Annotated in this window: 28 protein-coding genes and 1 tRNA gene; 10 read left to right on the forward strand and 19 right to left on the reverse strand. The window is 31.8% G+C overall.

Annotated elements, in window-relative coordinates; translation table 11 throughout:
- Window positions 1–8 precede the first annotated feature (8 nt).
- The 4 genes from rpaB to HA148_RS09060 form a co-directional block, all read right to left on the reverse strand.
- A complete protein-coding gene (rpaB, locus tag HA148_RS09045; RefSeq protein ID WP_209132037.1) occupies window positions 9–755 on the reverse strand; it encodes a response regulator transcription factor RpaB in 747 nt (248 codons plus the stop codon).
- Window positions 756–932: 177 nt separating this feature from the next.
- Window positions 933–1,451 (reverse strand): hypothetical protein, encoded by a 519-nt coding sequence (locus HA148_RS09050; protein ID WP_209132038.1) that lies wholly within the window; start codon window positions 1,449–1,451, stop codon window positions 933–935.
- Window positions 1,451–2,200, reverse strand: a complete 750-nt coding sequence (gene mreC / locus HA148_RS09055) for a rod shape-determining protein MreC (RefSeq protein WP_209132039.1) — start codon at window positions 2,198–2,200, stop codon at window positions 1,451–1,453. The genes HA148_RS09050 and mreC overlap by 1 nt, the downstream gene beginning before the upstream one ends.
- A gap of 5 nt (window positions 2,201–2,205) precedes the next feature.
- Window positions 2,206–3,258, reverse strand: coding sequence for a rod shape-determining protein (locus HA148_RS09060; protein ID WP_308789030.1), 1,053 nt, complete (start codon window positions 3,256–3,258; stop codon window positions 2,206–2,208).
- A 133-nt stretch (window positions 3,259–3,391) separates the two neighbouring features.
- On the opposite strand from HA148_RS09060, the gene HA148_RS09065 reads away from it, so the two are divergent.
- Window positions 3,392–3,763 carry a single-stranded DNA-binding protein gene (locus HA148_RS09065; RefSeq protein ID WP_209132040.1) on the forward strand — a complete coding sequence of 124 codons (372 nt, stop codon included), beginning with the start codon at window positions 3,392–3,394 and terminating at the stop codon, window positions 3,761–3,763.
- On the opposite strand, the gene HA148_RS09070 is transcribed toward HA148_RS09065, so the two are convergent.
- Window positions 3,760–4,419 carry a DedA family protein gene (locus HA148_RS09070; RefSeq protein WP_209132041.1) on the reverse strand — a complete coding sequence of 220 codons (660 nt, stop codon included), beginning with the start codon at window positions 4,417–4,419 and terminating at the stop codon, window positions 3,760–3,762. The two genes, HA148_RS09065 and HA148_RS09070, sit on opposite strands and share 4 nt — an antisense overlap.
- 2 nt (window positions 4,420–4,421) lie before the next feature.
- Window positions 4,422–5,840, reverse strand: a complete 1,419-nt coding sequence (gene ahcY, locus HA148_RS09075) for an adenosylhomocysteinase (protein ID WP_209132043.1) — start codon at window positions 5,838–5,840, stop codon at window positions 4,422–4,424.
- Window positions 5,841–5,891: 51 nt separating this feature from the next.
- Here ahcY and tsaE point away from each other — a divergent pair, with 51 nt between their 5' ends.
- Complete coding sequence (gene tsaE, locus HA148_RS09080; RefSeq protein ID WP_209132045.1) at window positions 5,892–6,329, forward strand: tRNA (adenosine(37)-N6)-threonylcarbamoyltransferase complex ATPase subunit type 1 TsaE; 438 nt, start codon at window positions 5,892–5,894, stop codon at window positions 6,327–6,329.
- Here tsaE and HA148_RS09085 read toward each other — a convergent pair.
- Window positions 6,287–7,285: a carbohydrate kinase family protein gene (locus HA148_RS09085; protein WP_209132048.1), complete on the reverse strand. Its 999-nt coding sequence runs from the start codon at window positions 7,283–7,285 to the stop codon at window positions 6,287–6,289. The genes tsaE and HA148_RS09085 overlap by 43 nt on opposite strands.
- A gap of 89 nt (window positions 7,286–7,374) precedes the next feature.
- Here HA148_RS09085 and HA148_RS09090 point away from each other — a divergent pair, with 89 nt between their 5' ends.
- Entirely contained in the window at window positions 7,375–8,289 is a 915-nt protein-coding gene (locus HA148_RS09090) for an alpha/beta fold hydrolase (RefSeq protein ID WP_209132049.1), read from the forward strand.
- On the opposite strand, the gene HA148_RS09095 is transcribed toward HA148_RS09090, so the two are convergent.
- The 6 genes from HA148_RS09095 to gyrB all read right to left on the reverse strand — a co-directional run bounded on the left by HA148_RS09095 (window position 8,274) and on the right by gyrB (window position 13,815).
- Window positions 8,274–9,275, reverse strand: coding sequence for an RpoD/SigA family RNA polymerase sigma factor (locus HA148_RS09095; RefSeq protein WP_209132050.1), 1,002 nt, complete (start codon window positions 9,273–9,275; stop codon window positions 8,274–8,276). The two genes, HA148_RS09090 and HA148_RS09095, sit on opposite strands and share 16 nt — an antisense overlap.
- 98 nt (window positions 9,276–9,373) lie before the next feature.
- Entirely contained in the window at window positions 9,374–10,780 is a 1,407-nt protein-coding gene (mgtE, locus tag HA148_RS09100; RefSeq protein ID WP_209132051.1) for a magnesium transporter, read from the reverse strand.
- A 43-nt stretch (window positions 10,781–10,823) separates the two neighbouring features.
- A complete protein-coding gene (locus tag HA148_RS09600) occupies window positions 10,824–11,153 on the reverse strand; it encodes a CrcB family protein (protein WP_219052205.1) in 330 nt (109 codons plus the stop codon).
- Window positions 11,150–11,518 (reverse strand): fluoride efflux transporter FluC, encoded by a 369-nt coding sequence (locus HA148_RS09105; protein ID WP_209132052.1) that lies wholly within the window; start codon window positions 11,516–11,518, stop codon window positions 11,150–11,152. The genes HA148_RS09600 and HA148_RS09105 overlap by 4 nt, the downstream gene beginning before the upstream one ends.
- A 3-nt stretch (window positions 11,519–11,521) precedes the next feature.
- A complete protein-coding gene (locus HA148_RS09110) occupies window positions 11,522–11,851 on the reverse strand; it encodes a hypothetical protein (RefSeq protein ID WP_209132053.1) in 330 nt (109 codons plus the stop codon).
- Window positions 11,848–13,815, reverse strand: coding sequence for a DNA topoisomerase (ATP-hydrolyzing) subunit B (gene gyrB / locus HA148_RS09115; RefSeq protein ID WP_209132054.1), 1,968 nt, complete (start codon window positions 13,813–13,815; stop codon window positions 11,848–11,850). The genes HA148_RS09110 and gyrB overlap by 4 nt, the downstream gene beginning before the upstream one ends.
- 165 nt (window positions 13,816–13,980) lie before the next feature.
- Between gyrB and miaA the strand changes: the two genes are divergently transcribed.
- The 4 genes from miaA to cysE all read left to right on the forward strand — a co-directional run bounded on the left by miaA (window position 13,981) and on the right by cysE (window position 17,307).
- Window positions 13,981–14,880 carry a tRNA (adenosine(37)-N6)-dimethylallyltransferase MiaA gene (miaA, locus tag HA148_RS09120; RefSeq protein WP_209132056.1) on the forward strand — a complete coding sequence of 300 codons (900 nt, stop codon included), beginning with the start codon at window positions 13,981–13,983 and terminating at the stop codon, window positions 14,878–14,880.
- A 50-nt stretch (window positions 14,881–14,930) separates the two neighbouring features.
- Window positions 14,931–15,503 carry a translation initiation factor IF-3 gene (infC, locus tag HA148_RS09125; protein ID WP_209132057.1) on the forward strand — a complete coding sequence of 191 codons (573 nt, stop codon included), beginning with the start codon at window positions 14,931–14,933 and terminating at the stop codon, window positions 15,501–15,503.
- Between the two features lie 76 nt (window positions 15,504–15,579).
- Entirely contained in the window at window positions 15,580–16,566 is a 987-nt protein-coding gene (locus tag HA148_RS09130; protein ID WP_209132058.1) for a GntR family transcriptional regulator, read from the forward strand.
- A 6-nt stretch (window positions 16,567–16,572) separates the two neighbouring features.
- Window positions 16,573–17,307 (forward strand): serine O-acetyltransferase, encoded by a 735-nt coding sequence (cysE, locus tag HA148_RS09135; protein WP_209132059.1) that lies wholly within the window; start codon window positions 16,573–16,575, stop codon window positions 17,305–17,307.
- An 8-nt stretch (window positions 17,308–17,315) separates the two neighbouring features.
- Here cysE and secA read toward each other — a convergent pair whose 3' ends face one another.
- Window positions 17,316–20,147, reverse strand: a complete 2,832-nt coding sequence (gene secA, locus HA148_RS09140; protein WP_209132060.1) for a preprotein translocase subunit SecA — start codon at window positions 20,145–20,147, stop codon at window positions 17,316–17,318.
- Between the two features lie 174 nt (window positions 20,148–20,321).
- On the opposite strand from secA, the gene HA148_RS09145 reads away from it, so the two are divergent.
- A complete protein-coding gene (locus HA148_RS09145) occupies window positions 20,322–20,777 on the forward strand; it encodes a GNAT family N-acetyltransferase (protein ID WP_209132061.1) in 456 nt (151 codons plus the stop codon).
- Between the two features lie 27 nt (window positions 20,778–20,804).
- Here HA148_RS09145 and HA148_RS09150 read toward each other — a convergent pair whose 3' ends face one another.
- The 4 genes from HA148_RS09150 to psbZ all read right to left on the reverse strand — a co-directional run bounded on the left by HA148_RS09150 (window position 20,805) and on the right by psbZ (window position 22,136).
- The gene (locus HA148_RS09150; RefSeq protein ID WP_209132063.1) at window positions 20,805–21,236 is read right to left on the reverse strand and encodes a nuclear transport factor 2 family protein; all 432 of its coding nucleotides are present in this window, start codon (window positions 21,234–21,236) and stop codon (window positions 20,805–20,807) included.
- Window positions 21,237–21,279: 43 nt separating this feature from the next.
- Window positions 21,280–21,351 (reverse strand) — tRNA-Gly (locus HA148_RS09155).
- Between the two features lie 61 nt (window positions 21,352–21,412).
- Complete coding sequence (gene ribH / locus HA148_RS09160) at window positions 21,413–21,889, reverse strand: 6,7-dimethyl-8-ribityllumazine synthase (protein WP_209132065.1); 477 nt, start codon at window positions 21,887–21,889, stop codon at window positions 21,413–21,415.
- A gap of 49 nt (window positions 21,890–21,938) precedes the next feature.
- Window positions 21,939–22,136: a photosystem II reaction center protein PsbZ gene (gene psbZ, locus HA148_RS09165; protein ID WP_002807211.1), complete on the reverse strand. Its 198-nt coding sequence runs from the start codon at window positions 22,134–22,136 to the stop codon at window positions 21,939–21,941.
- A 141-nt stretch (window positions 22,137–22,277) separates the two neighbouring features.
- Here psbZ and mutS point away from each other — a divergent pair, with 141 nt between their 5' ends.
- Window positions 22,278–25,019: a DNA mismatch repair protein MutS gene (mutS, locus tag HA148_RS09170; RefSeq protein WP_209132066.1), complete on the forward strand. Its 2,742-nt coding sequence runs from the start codon at window positions 22,278–22,280 to the stop codon at window positions 25,017–25,019.
- A 31-nt stretch (window positions 25,020–25,050) separates the two neighbouring features.
- On the opposite strand, the gene HA148_RS09175 is transcribed toward mutS, so the two are convergent.
- On the reverse strand, window positions 25,051–25,674 hold the full coding sequence (locus HA148_RS09175; RefSeq protein ID WP_209132068.1) for a precorrin-8X methylmutase: 624 nt from the start codon (window positions 25,672–25,674) through the stop codon (window positions 25,051–25,053).
- A gap of 58 nt (window positions 25,675–25,732) precedes the next feature.
- On the opposite strand from HA148_RS09175, the gene holA reads away from it, so the two are divergent.
- Window positions 25,733–26,734: a DNA polymerase III subunit delta gene (gene holA / locus HA148_RS09180; RefSeq protein WP_209132070.1), complete on the forward strand. Its 1,002-nt coding sequence runs from the start codon at window positions 25,733–25,735 to the stop codon at window positions 26,732–26,734.
- Window positions 26,735–26,758 lie beyond the last annotated feature (24 nt).

Genomic DNA, 26,758 nt, shown 5'->3' on the forward strand with positions numbered 1-26,758 from the left:
ACTAAGGTTCAACTTGCCAAAGAAGTTGCTGTTTCACCTACTCTCTGAGATGCATAACCTATACCTCGAACAGTTAATATTAATTCTGGATTTCTTGGATCCGGCTCCAATTTACCTCTTAGTCTAGCAACATATACATCTACAACTCTCAAATCTGCAGCTCTCCTAGGAGGGTAACCCCATAACTGCTCTAAAATTTCCGCTCGAGGAACAACTTTACCAGGCTCGTCAAATAATAATTCTAGAAGACTAAATTCAGTATAAGTTAAACTGATTCTTTCTCCTGCACGGGAGACTTGTCTTCTATTAGTATCTACAACTAAAGTTCCAAATTTCATAACCCCTTTGCCTGATGGAACCTCTTTAGTTTCTGTAACTGATACTGTAGGTCCCATTCTTCTCAAAATAGTAGCTATTCTTGCTTCTAACTCCTTTGGGCTAAATGGTTTAGACAAGTAATCATCAGCCCCTAAATCTAAACCAGCAACTCTCTCTGAGATTGCCTCTAGTGCGGTTAAAAAAATAATTGGTACTACTGATTCAGCCCTAATTCTTCGGCACACTGCAAATCCATCCATTTTTGGGAGCATCACATCAAGAACTATCAAGTCTGGTGAATCTCTGTGGAAAGATTCAAGAGCTTCTTCACCATTAGTTGCTGAATAAACTTGATATCCTGCTAGTTGAAGTCTTGTAACTAATACCTTCAATACTGCTGGTTCATCATCTACAACTAAAATTCTTGCTTTTGACATAGTTAAAAAAAATTTCCAGATATTTCAAAGCAAATATTATTGCATTGAAATTTATTCTAACAATTAAAAATATAACATTAAGAACCCTCAAAGAGATATTTCTGGTATTCACAAAAATTTTAAATAAATTGAAGATATAACTTCTTAAAAGCACTTTTAACTTCTTAACGGCATTTATCAATAGAATTTTCTTCTTGAAAATTTAAACATTCTTAAAAGTTGGGAGCAAATAAAGGGAGCAAACAAACCTGTCAAAAAGACTTCAGCCAAGATATTTTTAACACCGGGAATAAACATTAAAGAATTACTATCTGAAAAATTTCTTAACAAAATTTGTGAGAGATTAAGAGTCCCACAAAAAAAACTTCCAAAAATACAAATTAAACCATACCTAAAATGTCCCACCAACATATCACTATGTAATTTAATTCTCCCAAACAAAAATCCACAAAAAATTAAGCCTGGTATTTGAGAAAAATTATTATCTAAAGTTAAAGAATCTAAAATTAGACCTATAAATAAACCAAATACTAATCCATTAATAGATCCATTAAGCATTGACCAAGGCAATAACCAAAATAACGGCCAATATGGCTGAACGCCTAAAAATCCAAGCCAATTAGGGTGCCACAAAAAAATAATTGGGATAAAAATAAAGCTTATTATCGATAAATTTTTTGTAAAAAATTTCTTCATTAAATTTTTACTTTTAAAATTTGCACCCAATCAATTAAATGAGGATTTGCCAAAAGTGAAATCTTTGCCGTTTTTCTTGATCGAGATATGTCATCTATAGATTGGACAATCCCAATAGGAATATTTGGAGGTAATAAAGAACTAGCAGGAGAAGATGATACAAAATCTCCTATTTGAATATCAGCATCTTTCGAATACAGTATAAGGCTAGGATGATCATCTCCTGAACCAACTAGTAGCCCATTAATTTGACTTCTATCTATCCATACACCTAATTTACTTTCTGGAGAAGTTAATAATGTTACCGAAGAAGTAAAAAAAGACGTATTATTTACTCTTCCTAATAATCCACCTGGGCCAGTAACAGTACTACCAATTTCCACTCCATCTTTTGAACCTTTGTTTAAAATTATTTGTCTCCACCAACCTCCTGTTTTTCTGGAAATCACTGCTGCTGAAATATTGTCTTTATTGGATGATTGTTGAAGAGATAAAATTTCCCGCAATCTTATATTATCCTTTTTAAAAAGATTCAATTTTATTGTAGATTCTTGATCAATGCTCTTTAGAATTATTTCTTTTTGAAATTGACCAGGCCAAAAAGGCTTGGAAATAAAGTAAAAAAAATCTTTATATAAAGATCCTTTGGAAATCCTTACGAAAGCTAAAAATAAAAAAATTCCAAAGAATATCCAAATTTTCTTTTTATGCCACCAACGACTAGAAGAAATTCGTCGGATATCTAACATAATTATTAATCTCTTATCGCGTTCCTTATAAAGTCTGGAGTATCAACAACTCTTTTAAGTTTTTTAAAATCATCTAAAACCTCCCCACATCCATTAACTACACAAAGCAATGGATTTTCTGCTACATGAGTAAAAATTCCCGTTTCATCGCTCAATAAATCATTAATGCCTCTAACTAAAGCTCCACCTCCAGCAAGCATAATCCCCCTATCAACAATATCTGCAGCAAGTTCAGGAGGAGTTCGCTCTAAAGTTCTTTTTACAGCTTCAATTATTTTGCTTAGAGTTTCAGCCATAGCTTCTCTAATTTCTCCTGAGGTCAACGTTACTGACCTAGGTAGACCAGATAAAAGATGTAAACCCCTCACCTCTAAAGTAGTTTTATCAAATTCATCATCAGGAAATGCAGAACCAATCTTTATCTTAATATCTTCTGCAGTTCTCTCTCCAACAACTAAATTATGAACTTTTTTAAGATATAAGGCAATTGATTCATTTATTTCATCACCAGCTATTCGAACAGATTCACTTAAAACAGTTCCACCCAAGCTTAATACTGCTACCTCGGTAGTACCACCACCAATATCAACAATCATAGTTCCAATTGGCTCAGTTACTGGTAATGATGCACCTATTGCTGCTGCCACAGGTTCATCTATTAAGTGGACTTCTCTAGCTCCTGCTAATCCAGCTTCTCTTACTGCTCTTCGCTCGACACTGGTCACTCCACTTGGAATACCAATAACTATTCTTGGAGCAACTATCCCCTTTCCTTCATTACATTTTTGAATAAATGTTTTTATCATTTGCTCCGCAGCATCAAAATCTGCAATAACACCATCTCTAAGCGGTCTTACGGCTCTAATATTGCCAGGTGTTCTTCCAAGCATTAACTTTGCTTCTTTACCAACAGCCAATGGAATCCCTTCCTCTAAATCCATAGCTACTACAGAAGGTTCTTGTAAAACAACACCTTTACCTGATACGTGTATTAGGGTGTTGGCCGTCCCTAAATCTATGCCAATGTCTCTAGAAAATTTAAATCTGTTAAAAATCACAATAGGAATTCTTTTTTATAAATAATATATCTATTTTTTGTTAAGCTTTCACAATTCTCTCGTTTAGTTATGAATAGCACGCAAAACTTTGAGCAGAACCTAAAAATATGAGTAGTATAAAAATAAAAAAATTATGGAAATTAATACTATTAATCTGGTTGGCAGAGCCGGTAGAGAACCCGATGTCAGATATTTTGAATCTGGAAGTATCGTAGCTAATTTCACTCTTGCAGTGAACAGAAGAAGTAGAGATGAGGAGCCTGACTGGTTTAATTTAGAAATATGGGGCAAGCAAGCACAAATAGCGGCAGATTACGTTAAAAAAGGATCTTTAATTGGAATTACAGGAAGCTTTAAAATTGATAGTTGGAAAGATAAAAATACTGGAGAGGATAGATATAAACCAGTTGTTAGAGTTGATAGATTAAACTTATTAAGCTCCCGAAAAGAGTCAGATAATAACCAATATTCTAATAGTAGTAACTCTAGTGAAATCCCATTTTAAGCTCTATTTTTTTTTAAAAATCTAATAAGTATTCTTATAAAAAAAGAAAAGAAAATTAAAATTAAAATAGGCTTTACAACATATTTGATTTGATCTAAGTAAGTTTCAATGATTAAATAATTTTCACCAAATAAAAAACCTGCATAAGTAAGAAGTGCTACCCATAACAAGCTCCCAAATGTAGTCCAAATCAAAAATTTTCTTAATGGCATAAGTTCTACGCCTGCGGGAACTGAAATTAAAGTTCTTATACCTGGTACTAATCGGCCCCAAAAAACTAAAGAAACACCGTATTTATCAAACCACCTTTTACTTTTACTTAAATCATTAGAAGAAATACCAAGATATTTTCCTTTTTTATCTAGAAAATTTGAAAGTCTTTTTTCATTTACTAATCTTCCTAAGTAATACCAAGGCAATGATCCTAAAATTGTTCCAAGTAATCCCCAAAAAACTAAAATATAGAAATTTAATTTTTGTTGATAAACGAAAAATCCTCCTAATGGCATGATTATTTCCGAAGGAATTGGAGGTATTATATTTTCTAAAAACATAGCCAAACAAATAGTAAGGTATGCAATTGTGGAATTCTTTTCAACAGCCAAACTAATATAGTCCGGAATTGAATTAAGAAAATTCACAAAAATTAAAGTCAACCTTAGTATCTATAAAGCTCTGGTTTATAAGGTCCTTCAACAGAGACATTAATATAATCAGCTTGTTCCTTAGTTAATTTTGTTAATTTTGCACCAATTTTATCAAGATGTAATCTAGCTACCATCTCATCCAAATGTTTTGGTAAAACATAAACCTCTTTTGCATATTTTTCAGACTTATTGAAAAGTTCAATTTGAGCTAATACTTGATTAGTAAAAGAGTTACTCATAACAAAACTTGGATGTCCAGTTGCACAACCTAAGTTAACTAATCTTCCCTCGGCTAAAAGAATTATTTTATTGCCACTCGGTAAAGTTATGTGATCAACCTGCGGCTTAATATTTTCCCATGGATAATCTTTCAATGAAGCCACATCAATTTCATTATCGAAATGCCCAATATTGCAGACTATGGCCTCATCTTTCATCTTGACAAGATTTTCATTTGTTATTACCTGATAATTCCCAGTTGCTGTAACAAATATATCTATATCTTCCACAACATCGTCTAATGTAACAACGCTAAAACCTTCCATTGCCGCTTGAAGAGCACAAATTGGATCAACTTCAGCAACTTTTACAATTGCACCAAGTCCTCTTAGAGACTGTGCTGAACCTTTACCTACATCTCCAAAACCCATTACTAAAGCAACTTTCCCAGCAATCATCACATCAGTAGCACGCTTTATGCTGTCAACTAGAGATTCTCGGCAGCCATATAAATTATCAAATTTGCTCTTAGTTACTGAATCATTAACGTTGATAGCAGGGAAAGGTAAAGCATTTTGTTTTTGAAGTTGATAAAGTCTTGCAACTCCTGTTGTAGTTTCTTCAGTAACACCAACAATATTACCCTTAATTCTAGAATAGAAGTCACTATCGGTTTCCAACTTAGACTTAATAGAATTGAATAAAGCAATTTCTTCTTCATTACTGGGATTATTTAAAACTGATAAATCTTTTTCTGCTTTACTTCCGAGTATCAATAAGCCAGTTGCATCTCCCCCATCATCAAGGATCATATTTGGAGAGTCTGAACCCCAATCGAGTATATAGTGGGTATATTGCCAATATTCATCAAGAGTCTCACCTTTTTTTGCGTAAACAGAAATTCCTTGATCTGCTATTGCTGCAGCCGCATGATCTTGAGTTGAAAAAATATTACATGAAGCCCATTTCACTTCTGCACCAAGAGCAACAAGAGTTTCTATTAATACTGCTGTCTGAATAGTCATATGAAGACTTCCAGCTATTTTTGCACCTTTAAGTGGCTTTTCAGATTGATATTTATCTCTAAGTGCCATTAATCCAGGCATTTCAGTTTCTGCAATTTTAATTTCTTTACGACCAAAATCTGATAAGGCAATATCAGCAATTACGTAATTTGGTGTGGAGGTTTTAACTGAGTTTGCAATAACCATATCTAGTAAATACTTTTTCTATTAAACTATAAATGATTTTTATGCAATTTTGTGTTTGTTGAAAATTTAAAAGAAACTTTAAATTTAGGGAAAAAACTCTCACAAAAATTAAATCCCCAATCAATAGTTTTATTAAAGGGTCCAATAGGGGCTGGGAAAACTTCATTTGTACAAGGAATTGCAAGAGGCTTATCAATATCTGAGGACATTACAAGCCCTACATTTGCTTTATCGCATCACTATAACTCCGGAAAAATTCCACTAATACACCTAGATTTATACAGATTAAAAAATTTTTCTTCAGCAAAAGAAGTTTTTATTTCAGAAGAAGAAGAGGCAATACAAAGACAAGCAATTTTAGTTATTGAATGGCCAGAATTAATAGAACCAGTTATTGATAATTTCTGGAAAATAGAAATTAGTTACGCAAAAAATTATGGAAGACATTACGAAATAAGAGATCCCAAAAATTTATTAACCTTCTCATAATATGGCTGTTGCTCGATAGCGCCTTCACCAAGACAAGTTAATAATCCACAAACACTTGCGAACTTGATGCAATCTTCTATCTCTAGTTCATTGGAAGGATAGCCTGAAGAAATTAATTTTGAAATTAAGCCAGCTAGAAAAGCATCGCCTGCGCCAGTTGTATCAACAATTTTTTGTGAAGTAGGAGTATCAGTACTTCCCTGCAATCCATTGACATACCATCTAACGGGATTTTTCCCATCAGTTATTATTACATCTGGTTTATTAGATAATTGTTGAGAAATTAGCAAGGGATTTTCATTTTCAAAAAACAAAGTTGCTTCTTCCTTAGCAAGTTTTAAAACATTTGCATGATTTAAAAATTTCTTGATTAAATCAACTCTCGCGGCTTTACTAGTTTCTGATGAAAGACTTGAATGATCCCAAAACACCTCTCTCCAATTCAAATCAATAACTATTTTGACATCAAATTTTTTAGCCTGTTCAAGAAGGAAAAAAATAGTCTCTGCTGATATTGAAGATGATAATAATATCGTTCCTGTAACCAAATATTTTGTTTCTAGAAAAGATTTCTCCAAATTTAGAATTTCTTGTTGGATTAATTTCTTGCTTAGAATTTCGTCTGCAAAGCATGAATGAGAACGTTTCTCAAAGCCTGAAAAAAAACGATCTCCAAATTGATCTCTATCGACATTAACCACGCGAGTAGATGAATCATTATCTATTTGCAAGAAATCTAAATTAACGTCCAATTCATTAAATTGCATAATCAATTTTTTTCCATAATCATCACTTCCCAAACTTCCTATAAATATCGAATCTATTTTTAATTTTCTTAATGCACAAGCAACATTAGCCGGCGCACCACCCAAAAAATCTGTAAATCCTTGATTTGACTTATTTCTGATTCTGTCAATTAAAGCCTCTCCAACACATATGACCTTTTTCTTTTTCATAAAATGAACGCATTTTCTTACCTAAGAATAATTTATTAAAAACGAATAATTTTTTTTTGAATTAAAGTTTAATTAAAAGCGTATTCATAGTGTCTTTAAATAAATCCGAAACTTGGAAGTGGAAGAATTGGGAAATTTCTTGGTCTTTATCAAAAGAATCTGCTTCTGAAAAAAATATTAAAATATTATTAGTTCACGGATTTGGGGCATCAAAAAACCACTGGAGACATAATCAAGATTTTCTCGGTAAATTTTCTAACTGCTACGCAATAGACTTATTAGGATTTGGGCAAAGCAGTCAGCCTAGTGCTTTATTAAATTACGAACCTGATAGAGAAAACTCAATTAAATATTCATTTGACTTATGGGGTGATCAAATATCAACATTTTGTACAGAGGTAATAAAATCTCCTGTTTACTTGGTAGGGAATTCAATTGGTGGTGTTATTGCATTGAAAGCTGCTGAAATCCTCAAAGATAATTGTAAAGGTGTCATTTTGATTGATTGTGCACAAAGAACTATGGATGATAAACGCTTGAAAAAAAATGATATTTTGATGAATTTACTTAGGCCCTTATTAAAAACGTTGGTAAGACAAAGAATAATTAGTAATACTCTATTTAATAGAGCTGCCAATCCAAAAGTTATAAAGAAAATACTTGAACAAGCTTACCCTTCAGGAAAAAATATAGATGAAGAACTAATAGAAATTTTATATAAACCGTCTAAGAGGAAAAACTCTAAGGAGGCATTTCGTGGCTTTATTAACTTATTTGATGACTATCTTGCTACAGATCTATTTGATAAGATCGGTACCCCAATTCAATTAATTTGGGGAGAAAAAGATCCTTGGGAATCATTAAATGAAGCAATAGAATGGAAAAAAAAATTCAATAATATTAAGAGATTAGATATAGTTAAAGGTGCTGGACATTGTCCTCACGATGAAGAACCTGAAGAAACGAATAAGTTAATATGTGACTTTCTTCAGGAAACAAAATAAGCTTCAACGTTATCACTAAGTCTTCTCAAACCTCTTAATCCATCTCGCTCTAGATTTCTCACTCGATCCCTACTTATTCCTAATACCCTCCCGATACCTGTAAGAGACATTGGCTCATCACCATCCATACCGTATCTCATTCTTAATACTCTACATTGCAGATCTGGTAATTGATGCAAAAGAGAATGGAGATCGCCCCTCATACAATCCATCTCTATTTGTTCATCAGGCAAATCCTCTCCGCCTGCAAGTAAATCTAATAAAACAGTATCTTCACCATCGCCAACTTTTGTTTCTAAACTCACTGGCTGTCCAGCTTTGCACATCAAATCTTTAACATCTTCTTCGGGAAGCTCTACGTATTTTGCAAGTTCACTTACTGTTGGGGTTCTAGACATTTCTTGACTTAACTCTCTTTGACCTTTTTTTAATTTGTTCAACATTTCAGTTATGTGAATTGGTAGCCTTATTGCCCTACTTTTTTCAGCTATTGCTCTAGTAATACCTTGTCTAATCCACCAATATGCATAAGTTGAAAATTTATAGCCTCTAGCAGGGTCAAACTTTTCAACTCCTCTAACTAATCCTATTGTTCCCTCTTGAATTAAATCTAATAATTCCATGTTTCTTTTAGTATATTTTTTTGCAACACTTACTACCAACCTTAAATTAGCTGCAACCATTCTCTCTTTAGCCCTCTGTCCAGCTCTTTGTCTTTTTTTTATAATTGAAGTAGATAAACTTAATTTATTTGATAATTCCTCAATACTTGGCTTATCGCCTGTTAATTCAATAATTTCTAATTCTGCTCTCTCAACTTGCATATATTCTTGGACCTGCCTGCCAAGAGTAATTTCTTGCTCGTGGGATAAAAGCGGAACTCTACCTATGTCCCTTAAATAAGATCTTACAAGATCAACATCATTACTAGCTTTTAAACTTGATATTGACGCCAATTTATTTTCACTCAAAGTTTCAGAAGACATGAAAGATTTTTATTGTTTTGTAAACAATACCATTAAGAAATGTAAAGTTAAACAAAAAAATCCACAAATTTACAAAAATGAGAATAAATACCTAGTGTTTATATTAAAGAAAAGCTTAACAACCATTTTGCTGTACTTAGATAAATAAATACTCCTGCAATATCCGTGACAGTTGTTATAAAAGGAGATGACATTAAAGCAGGGTCCAATCTCATTCTGTCAAACAACAAAGGAAGAATAGCTCCCGTTGTTGCAGCTAAGGTAGTTATGGATATTAAACTTATTCCTACCGCAGAGGCTATTAAAGGACCTTCGCCTTGCCACCATGCGAAAGGAAATACTACCAGCATCATCAAAACTCCTAAAAGCGCCCCAGTTATTGCTTCCTTAACTACTGCCTTAATAGCACCAAGAGATTTCAATTTTTGAGTACTTAAACCTCTAATAACAACTGTTGAGCTTTGAGCGCCAACATTCCCCCCAGTTCCTATGAGCAACGGAATAAATGCAGCCAACAAAACTATTTCTTTTAATATTTGATCATTCATCGCTATCACTCTCGTTGTCAAACCATTCGCCAAAACCAGAATTAACAACCACAGAATTCTTCTTCGAGTTATCGTAAATAAACTACTTTGAAAATAATCATCTTCATCTCCAGATTGAACTGCCCCAGCGGCATAAATATCTCTTGTTGCTTCTTGCTCTATAACATCAATTAAATCATCTACAGTAACTATCCCGACAAGTCTTTTTTCTTTATCAACTACTGGGAGAGCTAAAAAATCATATCTTTGTATTGCTCTAGCGACCTCTTCTTGATTTGTATTCGTGGAAATATTAACTACATCTTTTGTCATAACATCTCCAATTGGCTTAGAAGGATCAGCAGTTACGAGGTCTCTCAAAGAAAGAATACCCGTTAAATGTCTTTCTTTATCAGTTACGTATAAACTATAAATTGTTTCTGTAAATGGAGCTCTTTTTCTGACTAGAGAAAGAGCCTCAGATGCTGTTTGCATCTCTTTAAGATCTATGAATTCAGTTGTCATTAATCGGCCTGCAGTTTCAGGTTCATATCCAAGTAATTCAGCTGTAACTTTCCTTTCACCAGGACTAAGAGCAGACAAAAATTTTCGTACAACTTTTGCAGGTAATTCGTCAAAGAGTTGAACTCTATCATCGGGAGACATTTTCTCAACGATTTCTAAAACTTCTCCTGAACGTAGTCTGTCTAATAATGTTTGTTGAACTATTGGATCTAAATATTCGTACACCTCAATTGCCTCATTTTTCTTTAACAACCGAAATGCTAATGCCTGCAATATTAAAGGAAGGCTTCCAATAGCATCTGCAATATCAACAGGTTGTGAAGGTTCTAAAAGTAACTTTGCTTCATCATAATTTCCTGCAACAAGCAATTCTTCAAGTTGAATAATAATATTTTCTCTAATACTTAAGTCAGAAGATAAGGATGTAACCGCTTCAAGATTATTTTCATTCATAAATATAATCCCTTGTCAAAGTAACAACACCATTATAAGAAATTTAAGTAATTTTTCTACTTATCCAAAACCCAAAATACATTGTAAATAGATTTATGATAATAATTGAATTAAAAGAAATTATAAATTTTATCCAATCTCCTTGATTAAATATTTTGTACAAAAAATATATAAATCCACTAAAAGATGTAAAGGACGAAAAGAAACCGTTTAACATAATTTTTTCTCTCGAGTAACTTAATCTTTTTGCAATGACAAAACCAAAAAAAAATGATCCAAAGATTGAAACAACTAAACTATTATTTATAAATGCCCTTAAAAATGTACCAATATAACAGGCAAAAAGAATACCACTAAAACTTTTTATTTTCATTTAATAATATGCATTAAATAATAACCCAAATAAAAACATACAAATGAGATTAATAATACTTCTAGATAGTGAAAAAATAAACGGATAAATTTTCTCTTTTGTAATAAAAGAAATAGTTGATATATAAAAGCAGAAAATGTACTAAAACATCCTAAAAAACTGGTATAAAATAAAAATAAAATTTTATTATTGATAAAATTTAATGCTACTAGAATTCCCAATAAAAAGGATGAAATGAAATTAACTATTGAAGTATTTTGAATATTAAATCCTGTATTAATTTTTAAATTATTTTGTATCAACATCCTTAGTATTAATCCAAAAGCACTCCCAAATAAAACAATAATTGTTGAGGAAATATCCAAAATTTACATTTTTATCCAGCCTTTTGTAATCTTATTAGGATCATCTAATAATTTATTAGAAGCCAACTCTACCCTAACCCAAATTTCACTTTCGCTAACTTTCCAATTACGTAAAACTGATAAAGTTGTACCAATATCAATAATTAATAATTCTCTAGAATTAATTTCAGGGAAAGAATAAAGAGAAGTATTAGAAGTCAATATAATTTCGTTTATATTACTGAAAAACTTATTTTGATCTAATGTTTTCTGAATCCCACCAGCAGGTAAAGTTATTGGAGCAATTAGTGCGAAAATAATTAAGCAGAAATTCTTGAGAAAATTATTAATCATATATCTAAAGTTGCCATATCTAATTTACTACTGTGAGTTTCAATAAATTCTCTTCTAGGTGCAACTTTATCTCCCATTAATATGTTAAAAATTCTGTCAGCTTCAAGTGCATCTTCAATTTCAACTCTTTTCATCATCCTAGTTTCGGGATTCATAGTTGTATCCCATAATTGTTTTGGCATCATCTCACCTAATCCCTTGAATCTCTGGATATTGTAATTTGCATTTTCTCCAAAACCTAAAACAGTATCCTTTAATTGATTCTCGTTATAACAATACTTATGATTTTTACCTCTCTCTACTTTATAAAGAGGAGGACAAGCTATATATATATAACCTTTTTCGACAAGCTCTCTTTGATATCTATAGAAAAATGTTAATAATAAAGTTCTAATATGAGCTCCATCAACATCAGCATCAGTCATAATTACTACTCTGTGATATCTTAAGGAACTAACATCAAACTCTTCACCTTTAATTCCTAATCCTAAAGCTGTTATTAATGATTGAATTTCTGTATTTTTGTAAATTTTAGTATCATCAGTTTTTTCGATATTCAGAATCTTACCCCTAAGAGGCAAAATAGCCTGAAAATTTCGATCTCTGCCTTGTTTTGCTGAGCCTCCAGCAGAATCGCCCTCAACAATATATATTTCTGATTCTGAGGGATCTCTAGAACTGCAATCAGCTAATTTTCCTGGCAAGGTTGAACTTTCAAGAACACTTTTTCTTCTGACTAATTCTCTAGCCCTTCTTGCAGCTTCTGCTGCATTAAAAGATTGAATTGCTTTTTCAAGAATCAAGTCCAAAATTCCAGGATTGAATTCCATAAATTTTGTAAGAGCTTCGCCAATAAGAGAATCAACAATTCCTCTTACTTCGGTATTACCTAATTTAGTTTTTGTTTGTCCTTCAAATTCTGGATCAGGAACTTTAACTGATAAAACCACAGTTAACCCCTCTCTAATATTTTCGCCAGCTAAATTTTTTTCAATATCTTTTCTTTTACCCCTCTTTTTAGCCAAATTATTAAAAGTTCTAGTTAAAACTGTCTTTAATCCTTCAATATGGGTACCCCCATCAATAGTTCTGATATTATTCGCAAATCCTAAAATATTATCTGAAAATACATCTGAACACCATTGTAAAGCTGCTTCTACATAAACGTTTTCTTTCTGTGAATCAACATAAATTATCTCAGGATGAATTGACTCCTTTTCTGAATTCATATATTGAACATATTCTTTGATTCCTCCTTGATATAAGTAAATTTCTTCTTTGAACGAACCATCTGAAAATTGATTTCTCTCATCTCTAAATACAATTTTTACACCACCATTTAGATAAGCTAATTCTCTTAATCTGGACGAAAGAAGAGCATATTCAAACTCGATTCCTCCAGAAAAAATCGTTTTATCGGGTTTAAAACAAATTGTGGTCCCTTTTTTAAAAGGTTTTGAAGACTGCTTTTTAGTTTGCAATTCACCCTTTGATGCACCTTTTTCAAATCTTTGATTAAACTCACTCCCTTCCCTATAAACAGTTACATTAACCCATTCACTTAAAGCATTAACTACAGATATTCCTACTCCATGTAAACCACCGGAAACTTTATAGCCACCACTTCCGAATTTTCCTCCTGCGTGAAGAACAGTCAGCACAGTTTCTAAGGCACTTTTCCCTGTTCTTGGATGAATATCTGTTGGGATACCTCTTCCATTATCAGCAATTGAAGCTGATCCGTCTGCTCTAAGAACTACTTCAATATGATCACAATGTCCTGCAAGTGCTTCATCAACCGAGTTATCAACAACTTCATATACCAAATGATGCAAACCTTTAGGACCTGTAGACCCTATATACATACCTGGGCGTTTACGAACTGGTTCTAAACCTTCTAAAACCTGAATCTGTTCCGCACCGTAGTCATTTGAGATTTTATTAGATCTTTTGTCCTCACTCATTTAATATAAAAAAAAAACGATAAACTTTTAAAATATTATTTTTAAAATATTATTTTTAAAAGTTCTTTCATTAAACTTACCACCGCAATAAGAGAAAGGCTCGAAGTATATGAAAAATTTAACCACTTTATTATATAGCCAATAGATTTTTCTTCATAAATTAATATGTCTTCTAATCCACCTCACGTAATACTTTTAATAGGACCCACAGCCAGTGGTAAGACAGAATTAGCTATTGAAATTGCAAAATATTTTAAAACTCGTATACATAATATCGATTCAAGACAAATTTATAAATTTATGGATATTGGAACTGCCAAGCCTTCTAAGAATCAACAAAAACAAATAAAGCATTTTTTAATAGATATTGAGGAGCCTATTAATCCAATTAACGCAAAACAATTTCAAGCAATTGCTCAAAAATCAATAAAAAGAGAAATAAAACTAAACAAAATACCCTTTCTTGTTGGAGGAAGTGGTCTATACATTAATTCCATAACAAAGGGTTTTTTTCTACCAGATGTACCTCCGCAAAATTATTTGAGAAGACAATTAGAAGAACTTGGTCAGAAAAAATGTTGGGAGCTTTTACAAAAATGTGATCCAACTTTAACCAAAAAAATCAATTTTGCTGATCAAGTTAGAACAATAAGAGCTTTAGAAGTTTTTTACGTAACAGGTAAGCCTTTTTCAAATCAAAAAGTTCAAACTCCACCTGACTGGAGAATATTAGAGCTTGGATTAGATAGAGATAATTTAAAAGATAGAATTCTAGAAAGAACAAAAAATATGTTTCTTTCTGGAATTGTCGAGGAAACGAAAAACATTATTTCTCAATATGGATCGGATTTACCAATATTAGAAACTATTGGTTACCGTGAAGCGAGAGATGTCTTAAATAACCATTCAAATATCGATAAGGCGATTGAATTAACAGCTACAAAAACGATCCAGTTTGCCAAAAGACAAAAAACATGGTTTCGTAATAAAAATAATCCCATTTGGCTTAATAACAAAAACCTGCTAAAAGATGCAATAATTAAAATAGAGTCTTTTTTAGGCTGACTTTATAAAAATAGATTTTGTTCATCATCCAATCAATCTTTACAAACTGAATGCCACCACGCCCACGCTTTGACCGACGCACTCCTGTAAGAGAGCTTCCAAATATTAATGAAAGAATAAAATACACTCAATTGAGAGTGGTTGATTCAGATGGTAAACAATTAGGTGTCATAGATAGACTTAAAGCATTAGAAATAGCCTCTCAAAGAGAACTTGATTTAGTTTTGGTCAGCGAAAAAGCGAATCCTCCTGTTTGTAGAATAATGGATTATGGAAAATACAAATTTGAGCAAGAAAAAAAAGCAAAAGAAGCAAGAAAAAAATCTCATCAAACTGAAGTTAAAGAAGTAAAAATGAGGTACAAAATTGACACACATGATTATGACGTACGAATAGGACAAGCTACTAAATTTTTAAAATCAGGGGATAAGGTGAAATGCACTGTAATTTTTAGGGGTCGAGAAATACAACACTCGAATTTAGCTGAAACACTCCTATTAAAAATGTCTAATGACTTAGAAGAGTTATCAGAGGTTCAACAAAAGCCAAAAAGAGAAGGGAGAAACATGATTATGTTTTTAAGCCCTAGAAAAACTCCTCTTATTAAAAAAGATGCAGAATGATAATTTTTATCGAAAATCTATGCCAAATGTTAAAGTGTCACTATAGATAAAAATTAACTAGTCAGGATTTTGCAAAGTGAGATTCCATATTCAACAAGAAAGTGATATCCCAGCATCTACTCAACTATATAATCAAATTTGCTTTGCAATTGCTGCAAGGCATTATCCGCCTGGTCACAGATTGCCTAGTACTAGACAACTTGCAATGCAGACTGGACTTCATCGAAATACTATAAGCAAAGTTTACAGACAACTTGAAATAGATGGAGTTGTAGAAGCAATAGCTGGATCAGGTATTTATGTTAGAGATAATCTCACTAAAAAAAACTTCAAAAAATCAGTTTACTCGAAAGATAAAATAAGTTCACCACCTGATCAAGAAGCAAAAAAGGCTATTGATAATTTCATAAATCTTGGCTTTACCTTACAAGAAACGAGAGAAATAGTAACCAAAGAAATTGATTGGCGTATTAAATGTGGAGCGAGAATAATAGTCAGTACTCCTAGAGAAGATATTGGCGCCTCTATGCTAATAGCAGAAGACCTCTCTCCTAAAATTAATGTACCTGTAGAAGTTGTTCCTATGGAAGAGTTAGAAAAAGTTTTAAGTAATTCTAATAACGGAACTATTGTGACAAGCAGATATTTTTTACAACCTTTAGAAAAAGTAGCTAAACAACATGGGGTAAGAGCAATTGCAGTTGACTTGAGTGACTTTCAAAAAGAATTGAAAATTCTTAAAGAATTAGATGCCGGAAATTGTGTTGGTATTGTAAGTATTAGTCCTGGCTTACTAAGGGCGGCAGAAGTTATCATACACAGCATGCGAGGTAGTGAATTAATGCTGATGACCGCAATCTCAGATAATAACAGTAGATTACTATCTCTTTTAAAGGCCTCCAACCATATAGTTTGCGATGGGCCTAGTTTATCCGTTGTAGAAACTACGTTATTGAGAAATCGGTCGCAACTTATGCGATTACCTCAAATAATATGCTCTAAAAATTATTTGAGTATTGAAACAATAAATCAATTAAAAAAGGAAATAGGAGTTATTAATTAGACCATAATGTTTAGAACTTTTAAATCAGATATAGAAATTATTAAAGAAAGGGATCCTGCTGCCAGAGGAATATTAGAAATTTTTCTTTGCTACCCAGGCTTTCAATCAATAGTAATGCATAGGTTTACGCATAAATTATGGCAATTAAGGATTCCTCTCATACCACGCTTATTAAGTCATCTCAACAGATTAGTTACAGGCATTGAAATCCATCCTGGCGCCAAAATTGGTAAACGGGTTTTCATAGATCATGGGATGGGAGTAGTAATTGGTGAAACAGCTGAGATAGGCAATAATTGTCTACTTTATCAAGGAGTAACATTAGGAGGTACTGGTAAAAGTCATGGGAAAAGACACCCAACATTAATGGAAAATGTTGTAGTTGGAGCAGGTGCAAAAGTTCTTGGATCCATTACAGTAGGATCTAATACTCGTATTGGAGCTGGTTCAGTTGTTGTCCGTAATGTAGAGGGAAATAGTACTGTGGTTGGAGTTCCTGGCAGAGTCGTACATCAAAGTGGCGTGAAAGTAAATCCATTGGCTCACTCTGCCTTGCCAGACGCAGAAGCTAATGTGATTAAAAATTTAATGGACAGAATAGACTCACTGGAAAATGAAATTCTTAAATTACAGAAAGCTCTACAATGTCTAAACAATTCTGAATCAATTGATATTTCTAAACTCGGTAATGCTCAAAATCTTAAGGACAAAGAAATAATAGAATTTCTTGGAGATGATTAAATAATGATTTATTTTTTATCATCCTCACCAATTTTAGGTTGAAACATAAACATTGAATAAATAACATTTCGTCTCATATTTGTCATCATTTCGAGAAACATATCATATCCTTCGTTTTTATATTCAATTAAAGGATCTTTTTGACCATAACCTCTTAGACCAACTGACTCTCTTAAAGAATCCATGGATTGAAGATGTTCTCGCCATAAATTATCAATTTGCTGCAAAATGAAAAATCTTTCAGCTTCTCTCATTAATCCTGGACGAATCTTTTCTATTTGTGATTCCTTTAAATCATAGGCTATTCGCAACTGCTCTTGAAGATAGTTTTTTAATTCTTCTATTGAAAGTAAATTAATGTCATCAGATTTAAGATCATTTAATAAATATATAAATTCTTTGACTTTAGAAATTAATTGATCAATATTCCATTCTTCAGGAGGAAGATCAGGATTAATATAAGCATCTACAATTTCAATCATTGTCCTTTCTCCATATCCTATTACTTGACTTTTTAAATCAATTCCTTTCAATACTCTTAGTCTTTCGCTATAAACTGCTTTTCTTTGATTGTTCATTACCTCGTCGTATTCAAAAACTTGTTTTCTAATATCGTAATAGTAGGTTTCAACTTTCTTTTGAGCACTTTCTAGAGACCTAGTAAGCATTCCTGACTCAATAGGCATATCTTCATCAACCCTAAAAGCATTCATTAGATTTGCTACTCTATCACCTCCAAAAATCCTTAATAAATTATCTTCTAAAGATAAAAAGAATCTTGTACTTCCAAGATCTCCTTGTCTTCCTGCTCTTCCTCTAAGTTGATTATCCACTCTTCGCGATTCATGTCTCTCAGTACCAATGACATGTAAACCACCAGCCTCTCTAACTTTTTCTTCTTCATGAATCAAAACTTTCTCATATTCTTTTTTTACATCAGACAAAGATTCTCTCAAAAGCTTTATCAAGTCATCATCAGTTGGTGCTTTTTCTGCAGCTGTAGCTATCCTGTCATCAAGCTGCAAGACAGTAAGTTGTCTATCTCCCCAATTTTTAACCAGTTCATCAGATAAAAGAGAGAGTTTCTTTTCAATTGCTTCATCAAGTTTGCATGGGAAAAGACTTGTTGAAGAATTTGAAATGTTCTTTTTCAAATTTGAACCAGCTTTTTTAGAAAAACCACCCTTGGATTTTGAATTTCTTTGTTTAGGTATTGGTGGCTTATGCTCATTATCTGGCTTGACTAACAAAGGAATTAAAATTTCTTTTAATTTAAGCCTTGCCATATAGTCACTATTACCGCCAAGAATAATATCTGTTCCCCTTCCAGCCATATTAGTCGCAATAGTCACAGCACCTGCTCTTCCTGCCTGAGCAACAATTTCTGCCTCACGTTCAACGTTCTCTGGCTTAGCGTTTAACAAATTATGTGAGATTTTTTCTGCAGATAAAAGTGAGCTTAATAATTCACTTTTTTCAACACTTGTTGTACCAATTAAAACAGGTCTACCATCTCTATGAATTTGTGCAGTTTCATTAGCAACGGCTTTCCATTTACCAATCTCTGTCTTAAATACCTGATCAGACCAATCTTGTCTCTTTCTTATTTGATTTGTAGGTATAACTGTTGATTCTAATTTATAAGTTTTTTCAAATTCAACCTCCTCTGTTTTTGCAGTTCCAGTCATTCCTGCTAAACCAGGATATAAAAGGAAAAAATTCTGATAAGTTATGGATGCTAATGTTTGAGTCTCAGGCTGAATTTTAAGTCTCTCTTTCGCTTCTATTGCCTGATGCTGTCCATCACTCCAACGTCTTCCTGGCATTACCCTACCAGTAAATTCATCCACTATTACAGCCTCATCGTTCTTAATAATATAATTCACATCTTTAATAAATAATTCTTTTGCTTTTAAAGCGTTAGTTATATAGTGCGCCCAAGGATCTTGAGGATTATATAAGTCATTAACTCCCAAATACTCTTCACACTTTGCAAAACCCTGATCAGTTAATATACAACTTCTCTGTTTTTCATCAACTTCATAATCACCTTCTGGATCAATACCATCTTTACTTAATTCTTTTGCTTTGACTAATGCCAGAGATAATTCTGCAGCTTTTTGATATTTTTCTTGTGGTCTTTCAACTTGGCCAGAAATGATTAGAGGCGTTCTTGCTTCATCAATTAATATTGAATCAACCTCATCAATTACGCAGTAATTAAATTTTCTTTGAACTACCTCACTAATATCGGTAGCCATATTATCTCTTAAATAATCAAATCCTAATTCTGAATTTGTTGCATAAGTTATATCACAATCATAATTTTTCTTTCTCTCAACTGGATTCATATCTTGCTGAATCAAACCAACAGATAAACCTAAAAAACGATGAACTTGGCCCATCCATTCTGCGTCCCTTCTAGCTAAATAATCATTTACAGTGACAACATGAACACCTTTTCCCGTAAGAGCATTTAGAAAACAAGGTAATGTTGCGACAAGAGTTTTTCCCTCTCCAGTCTTCATCTCAGCAATTTGACACTCATTTAAAACCATCCCGCCTATTAACTGAACATCAAAATGTCTCATATCAAGAACACGTTTACTTGCTTCTCTTACAATTGCAAAGGCTTTAGGAAGAAATTCTTCTAGGAGTTCTTTTTGTTTTTTAAAATCTAATTCTGCTGAAATATTTGATTTAAGATTCTGAGTTTCTTTTCTAAGCTCATCATCAGTCAATTGAGAAATTTCTTCTTCTAAAAAATTTATCTCTTCCACTATTGGTTGATAGCGCTTTAACTTTCGTGTATTTGGATCTCCCAACAAAAGTTTTAGCATAAGTCAAAGTCCTTAAAAAATTTATCTTATTACAATCATTATAAATTAGTGCGTTACAACAGAATGAAGAAAACTATTATCACTTTATTTTATAGAAACGATCGATTAAGGTATTTAGATTGAAGTCACAAAAATTAACTAGCTGACATCTCTTTTCAAAAATCTTTTTAATTAATGCAAGAAATATCTCTAATCAAACATGCCAAAGGTGCCTTAGGGTTAAGGTTTTTTGGATTAGGTCCTAATCTTAAACCAACAAATGGACTAATTAAGCTACAAAAATTACTAGATACCAATACTTTCTGGGCAAAAAATAGAACAATTAATGATCTAAAAAAATGTCTTGCTAACAGTGATGTCGTAATAAGTCTTTGGGTTGGTAAGGAAATAGTTGGTTTTGGTAGAGCTTTAACCGATGGGATTTACCGCGGAGTGCTTTGGGATATTGTCATAGATCAAAATCACCAAGGCAAAGGTTTTGGCACAATAATTGTTAAAAATCTTTTATCTTCAAAAAAAATTAAAAATACAAAAAAATTATATTTAATGACAACAAATAAAAAATTGTTTTACTCTCAATTCGATTTTAAAGAAGTTACTTCTCAAAATTTATTGATTCGTGAAATATAAAACACTTTGTTTCCTAAAAAAACAAAATCAAGATACGAATTTACTATAAAGCCATCTTATAAAAGTTCCTAAAATAGGGACTGGTCCAAAAGTTGGGCCGCAAAAATCAAAGTAATCTCTGTGCTCTTTGATTAATCCATTTTCACCAAATAATAAACGAGTAGTTCCAGGATAAATAAATTCTTTACCCATAATTTTTAAACCCATTGTCCATTCAACGAATCCACAATCCCCAGTTATGGAAATTGCATGAGTTTCTAAAAAAACATCATCACACCTTTTAACTAGCTTTTCTTGAGCTTTAACATAAGAATCTAAGCCCTCTGTTTCCTGAGTTGGGTCTATAAAAATAACATTCACATTATAAAATTCAGCCCATTTTTTTTTTGTGGGAGCATCTTTACCATAAGGTTTATTAAATAATCCCTTTAAATCCTCAATAGAAATTACTCTTGTCATTACAAAATTTATATTAGGAATATCCTAAAAGATAAACATTAAAAGCGGATGAAGAGATTCGAACTCTCGACATTCTCCTTGGCAAGGAGATGCTCTACCACTGAGCTACATCCGCATAGCTTTCTTATTTTATCTCAAAGAAGGGATCAATGATAGAAATAATTAAATTTTCTCAATTAATTTAAATTTTTAATTAAGGATCCCATCTCAATTGCTTGTAAAGCATAATTCCAACCAAGATTATTTTTAATTCCTGCTCTTTCTAGAGCCTGCTGCATAGTATCAGTAGTTAAAACTCCAAAAATAATTGGAACATTATTTTCATTTGAAACTTGTGCAATACCTTTGCTCGCCTCAGATATAACTACATCATAGTGGGAAGTTTCACCACGGATCACAGCCCCAAGAGCAATTACAACGTCATAACTCTTTTTTTTCGTGAGGGTTTTAGCTGCGATTGGTAATTCGAATGAACCAGGAACCCAAGCAATATCTACTTGATTGCTTAATTCAGAAGTATCTAAACCATGTCTTTTTAAACAATCAAGACAGCCAGATAGAATTTTATTTGTAATTAAATCATTGAATCTTGCTATTACAATACCAACTTTTAAAGTAGACGCATTGGTAAAAGAACCCTCAAAAATAGCCATTAAATTTTACTTCTATATATTAATAGACTCTCACGAAAAGGTATTAAGTTCAAACTAATGAAGAAACTATCCCTGTCACAAAAACTAAAACGACCCAAACAGCAGCAATAGAATAAATTTTTCTCCTACTTTCTCGCTGTCCTTCCTCAGTAGAAGGTTGAGTCACATATAAAACGGGTACTCCAACTACCGCAATCAAAGAAGCAAATAATAGAGCATTTACGAAAAAAAAGTTAACAGCCTGCATAATTCAGTCTTAAGTTTCAAACATTATAAATACTATAATCTCATGAAAATGAGAATTTTTAGAGAAAATTTACATACTTTAGCCACTTTAAAATGCAAAAAAAAAATTTCTATCTAATATCTATTTAGGAATTAAAAAAGTATGCAAGAGGATACGATAATTCAAAAGAATTTATTTGCGATTGGTAATGATAAAAATGAGCAAAAAGAAATAACAAAAATTCCAGAAGATTTATCTTTGGAAGATTTAAAAAAAGAATCGCAAAAAAGACCTAGACAAAGAAAAAATTCAACTAATTTAATAAATAAATTCAAGACTGATTTAATTTCAAATAACAAAAATGTTTATGTCAATGAAGAATCTTATAGCTATAAAACAGTTTCAAAACTGAAATTAACTCCTGTAATGAAGCATTATGTAACTTTAAAAGAAGAAAATAAAGATAGGTTATTACTTTATAGATTAGGAGATTTTTTTGAATGTTTTTTTGAGGACGCCGTATTAATATCTAATCTTTTAGAAATAACGCTTACTAGTAAAGATGCTGGTAAAGAGATTGGTAAGATCCCTATGGCAGGGGTTCCCCATCATGCAATGGAGAGATACTGTGCTGATTTAATTAAAAAAAATTATTCTGTGGTTATATGCGATCAATTAGAAAAAAGTTCTGGGAATTATGGGACTCCAATTAAAAGAGGAATAACAAGAATAATTACTCCTGGAACTGTAATTGAAGAGGGGATGTTGATAGCAAAGAAAAATAATTGGATTACTGCTATTTACTTATCAGAAGAAAACTCAGATGAATCTTATGAATGGGGTATATCAAAAGCTGATGTAAGCACAGGAGAATTAATAACTTTAGAAGGCCAATCTCTGTCAAAACTACTTGATGAAATTATTAAATTAGATTCTTCAGAAATCATTGTAGGAAGCAATGCTGTAAGAAATTTATTAATTAAAGCAAATAGTCAAATTACATATACTGTTTCTCAAGAGACTAATTTTGGAATTAATGAAGCAAATTATTTAATAAAAAATTATTTCCAAATTGCAAACCTAGAGGGAATAGGACTTAAAAATTTAAACAATGCAACTAGATCACTTGGAGGTTTATTAAATTATTTAGAAAAAATTAATCCTTCAAATTTAGATAAAGATTCTTCTTTAAAAATCTCATTAGACTTTCCACAAATCCAATATGGTCACGACAAATTAATTATTGATTATCAAACTCAAAAAAACTTAGAAATCAAAAATACACAACGAGAAAACAATTATGTAGGTTCGCTACTATGGAGTATTGACAGAACATATACTTGCATGGGTGCAAGATGTTTAAGAAGGTGGATAGATTCACCACTATTAAACGTAAATGAAATTTATAAAAGACAAAATATAATTACAAACTTTATTGAATCTAAAAAATTACGTACGGATACCCAAAATTTACTTAGAGCAATGGGGGATTTAGAAAGACTTGCAGGTAGAGCTTGTGCAGGTCATGCAAGTCCCAGAGACTTAATTGCAATAGCTGAAGGTTTAAAAAAATTGCCTATACTAAAATCCATAATTGAATTATTTAAATATGATCTCCCAGATTGGACTGATCAATTAAAAAATATTGATGTAGGACTCTTAGAATTAGCTGATACTATAAGTTTTAAACTAATAGAAAATCCTCCTCTAAATATTAGTGAAGGAGGCATGATCCACGATGGTGTTGACAATATATTAGATGGTTTACGCAATTTAATGGATGATTACTCTGAGTGGCTAAATAAAGAGGAATTAAAAGAAAGGAAAATTAGCAAAATTTCAAACCTAAAAATTCAATTTCATAAAAATTTTGGTTATTACATTTCTATAAATAAGTCAAAAGTGAATTTAGCTCCACAACATTGGATCAAAAGGCAAACACTTACTAATGAAGAAAGGTATATCACTTCAGAAATTAAAAATAAAGAAAATAAGATTTTCCAAATAAAAAGTAGAGCTTCATCAAAAGAATATGAAATTTTCTGCGAATTAAGAAATATAGTTGCTGAAAAAACAAAACAAATAAGATCAATCGCAAAATCCATCGCATCTCTTGATGCACTGCTTGGTTTATCAATTACTTCAGTAGAAAACAATTTTATAAAACCTTTATTAATACCAATAAATGATTCAATGACAAAAAATAGTACAAAAATTATCGCAGGAAGAAATCCAATTGTAGAGCAATTGTTAAGTGATAAAAAGTTTGTAGCAAACGATATCTCTTTTGAGAAGAATCAAAAATTAATTATATTAACCGGTCCCAATGCAAGCGGAAAAAGTTGCTTTATAAGACAACTTGGTTTAATACAAATTCTCACACAAATTGGTAGCTTTGTTCCTGCTAATAATGCTGAAATCAAGATTGCAGATAGGATTTTCACAAGAATTGGGGCAGTTGATGATCAATCATCTGGACAATCAACATTTATGGTAGAAATGTCTGAAACTGCATCAATTCTAAATCAGGCAACTTCTAGCTCACTAGTCTTACTTGATGAGATAGGCAGAGGAACATCTACTTTTGATGGACTTTCAATAGCTTGGTCAGTAAGTGAATATCTTGCAAAAAAAATACAATGTAATACTATTTTTGCTACGCACTATCATGAGCTTAATTATTTAAAAAATTCAAATAAGAATATACAAAATTTTCAAGTTTTAGTAGAACAAAATAAAGATCAGCTAATTTTTAGCCACAGGATTGTTAAAGGGGGCTCAAACAAAAGCTATGGCATAGAAGCAGCTAAATTAGCAGGAGTCCCAAAAGAAGTTATAGAAAAAGCAAAATCAGTTTTAAATTCTTTAGAAAAAAATAATAAATTAAATTATGATATTAAGTAGATTTTTGACATTTTTATAAAATAAATACTTTTTAAATAGTTTCCCTCAATAAGGCGTTAACCGCTGCAGCTGCCATGGCAGCACCTCCTCTAGTTGAATTCAAAACAATTCTAGGAAGGTCGGTTGAAATTAGTTTTTTTTTGCTTTTCTCTACTCCAATAAATCCAACAGGCATTCCGATAATTAAACTAGGTAAATTTTTTGCTTTCTCTAAAATATCAATTAAATAAGTTAACGCTGTAGGCGAACTGCCAATAACTACAATAGGTGATTTGCTTCCAGAATTCATAGCGGATAACTCCTTCCAACCTTCACTTAAGCCATATGCAGTTTTAGTTAAGTTTGTATGATTATTTTTTCCAGACCACATTCTAGCGGAGAATACTTTATTCCTAGTGGTATTTTCTGCCATGGTTTTTATTGCTGCTGCTGCCATATCAGTATCAGTTAAAATCGGAGCACCATTTTTAAGTGCCTGAAGCCCTTTTTCGCAAGCACCTTCACTAAAATTTACAAGATTTTGAACTGAAAAATCTCCTGAAGTATGGACTAATCTCTCTAACACTTTTTTTTCCAAATAATTTAGATCATTGGCTAATAAATGAGATCTTATGAATCTCATGCTTTCCAAAAAAATTGGATGATCTATTACCATTAAATTTAAATTGTGTTAGAAGTAATCATAGTTAATATAAGGTTTTTATTGAGCTATTATGCCAATACAAATATTATGGGGTAATGATTTAAATGCGCAAAATACATTTATTCAAAAATTAATTGATAAGAAAGTATCCAAAGAATGGAAAGAAATAAACGTAACAAATTTAAATGGAGATGATGATGAGCAAGTCAATCAAGCTCTTGATGAAGTTCTTACACCTCCTTTTGGAGAGGGATACAGAATAGTTACATTGAAAAATAATCCAATTTTTACTGCCAAAAATGAGGATCTAAGAACTAAATTTGAAAAAATTCATGACAATATACCTCAAAATACTTATTTCATTTTACAAAATACAAAAAAACCAGACTCAAGACTAAAGAGTACTAAATTTTTACAAAAACTTATCAAAAATAATTTAGCTCAAGAAAAGTCATTTTCTTTACCAGAAATCTGGGACTATGAAGGACAAAAAAGATTTTTAGAAGATACAGCAAATGAAATGAATATCAAAATTGAAAAAAATGCAGCTGAATTAATAATTGATTCAGTTGGTAATGATAGTTTTAAACTAATAAATGAATTAGCCAAAGCAAAAACATACCTTTCTGCAGTATCAAGTGATTCGAATTCACAACTTTTTCTTCAAAGTATTGATGTAAAAAAAATATTTAGTGATCATCAATCCAATATTTTCAAAATCATTGATCTTCTCTTACAAAAAAATATTAATGAAAGTCTCATAGAAATAAATTATTCTTTACAGAAAGGAGAACCTGCTTTAAGACTAAATGCAGGTTTAATTAGTCAAATAAGAATTCATACCATTATAAAATTAGCAATTAATTCAGGTAACGATAATGCAGAAAAGATTTGTAATCTTGCAGGCATTTCTAATCCAAAACGGATTTTTTTTATTCGAAGAAAAGTCAAAAATGTATCTCAAGAATATTTAATTAATTTAATGAGTAACTTGCTAGATATTGAATCATTACTAAAACAAGGTAATAATCCTATAAATGTTTTTACAGAGAAATTAATTAATTTAAGTTAACCAAATTATAAGTTTAAGAATTTA

The sequence above is a fragment of the Prochlorococcus marinus XMU1405 genome (assembly GCF_017696275.1).
GTDB lineage: Bacteria > Cyanobacteriota > Cyanobacteriia > PCC-6307 > Cyanobiaceae > Prochlorococcus_A > Prochlorococcus_A marinus_AB.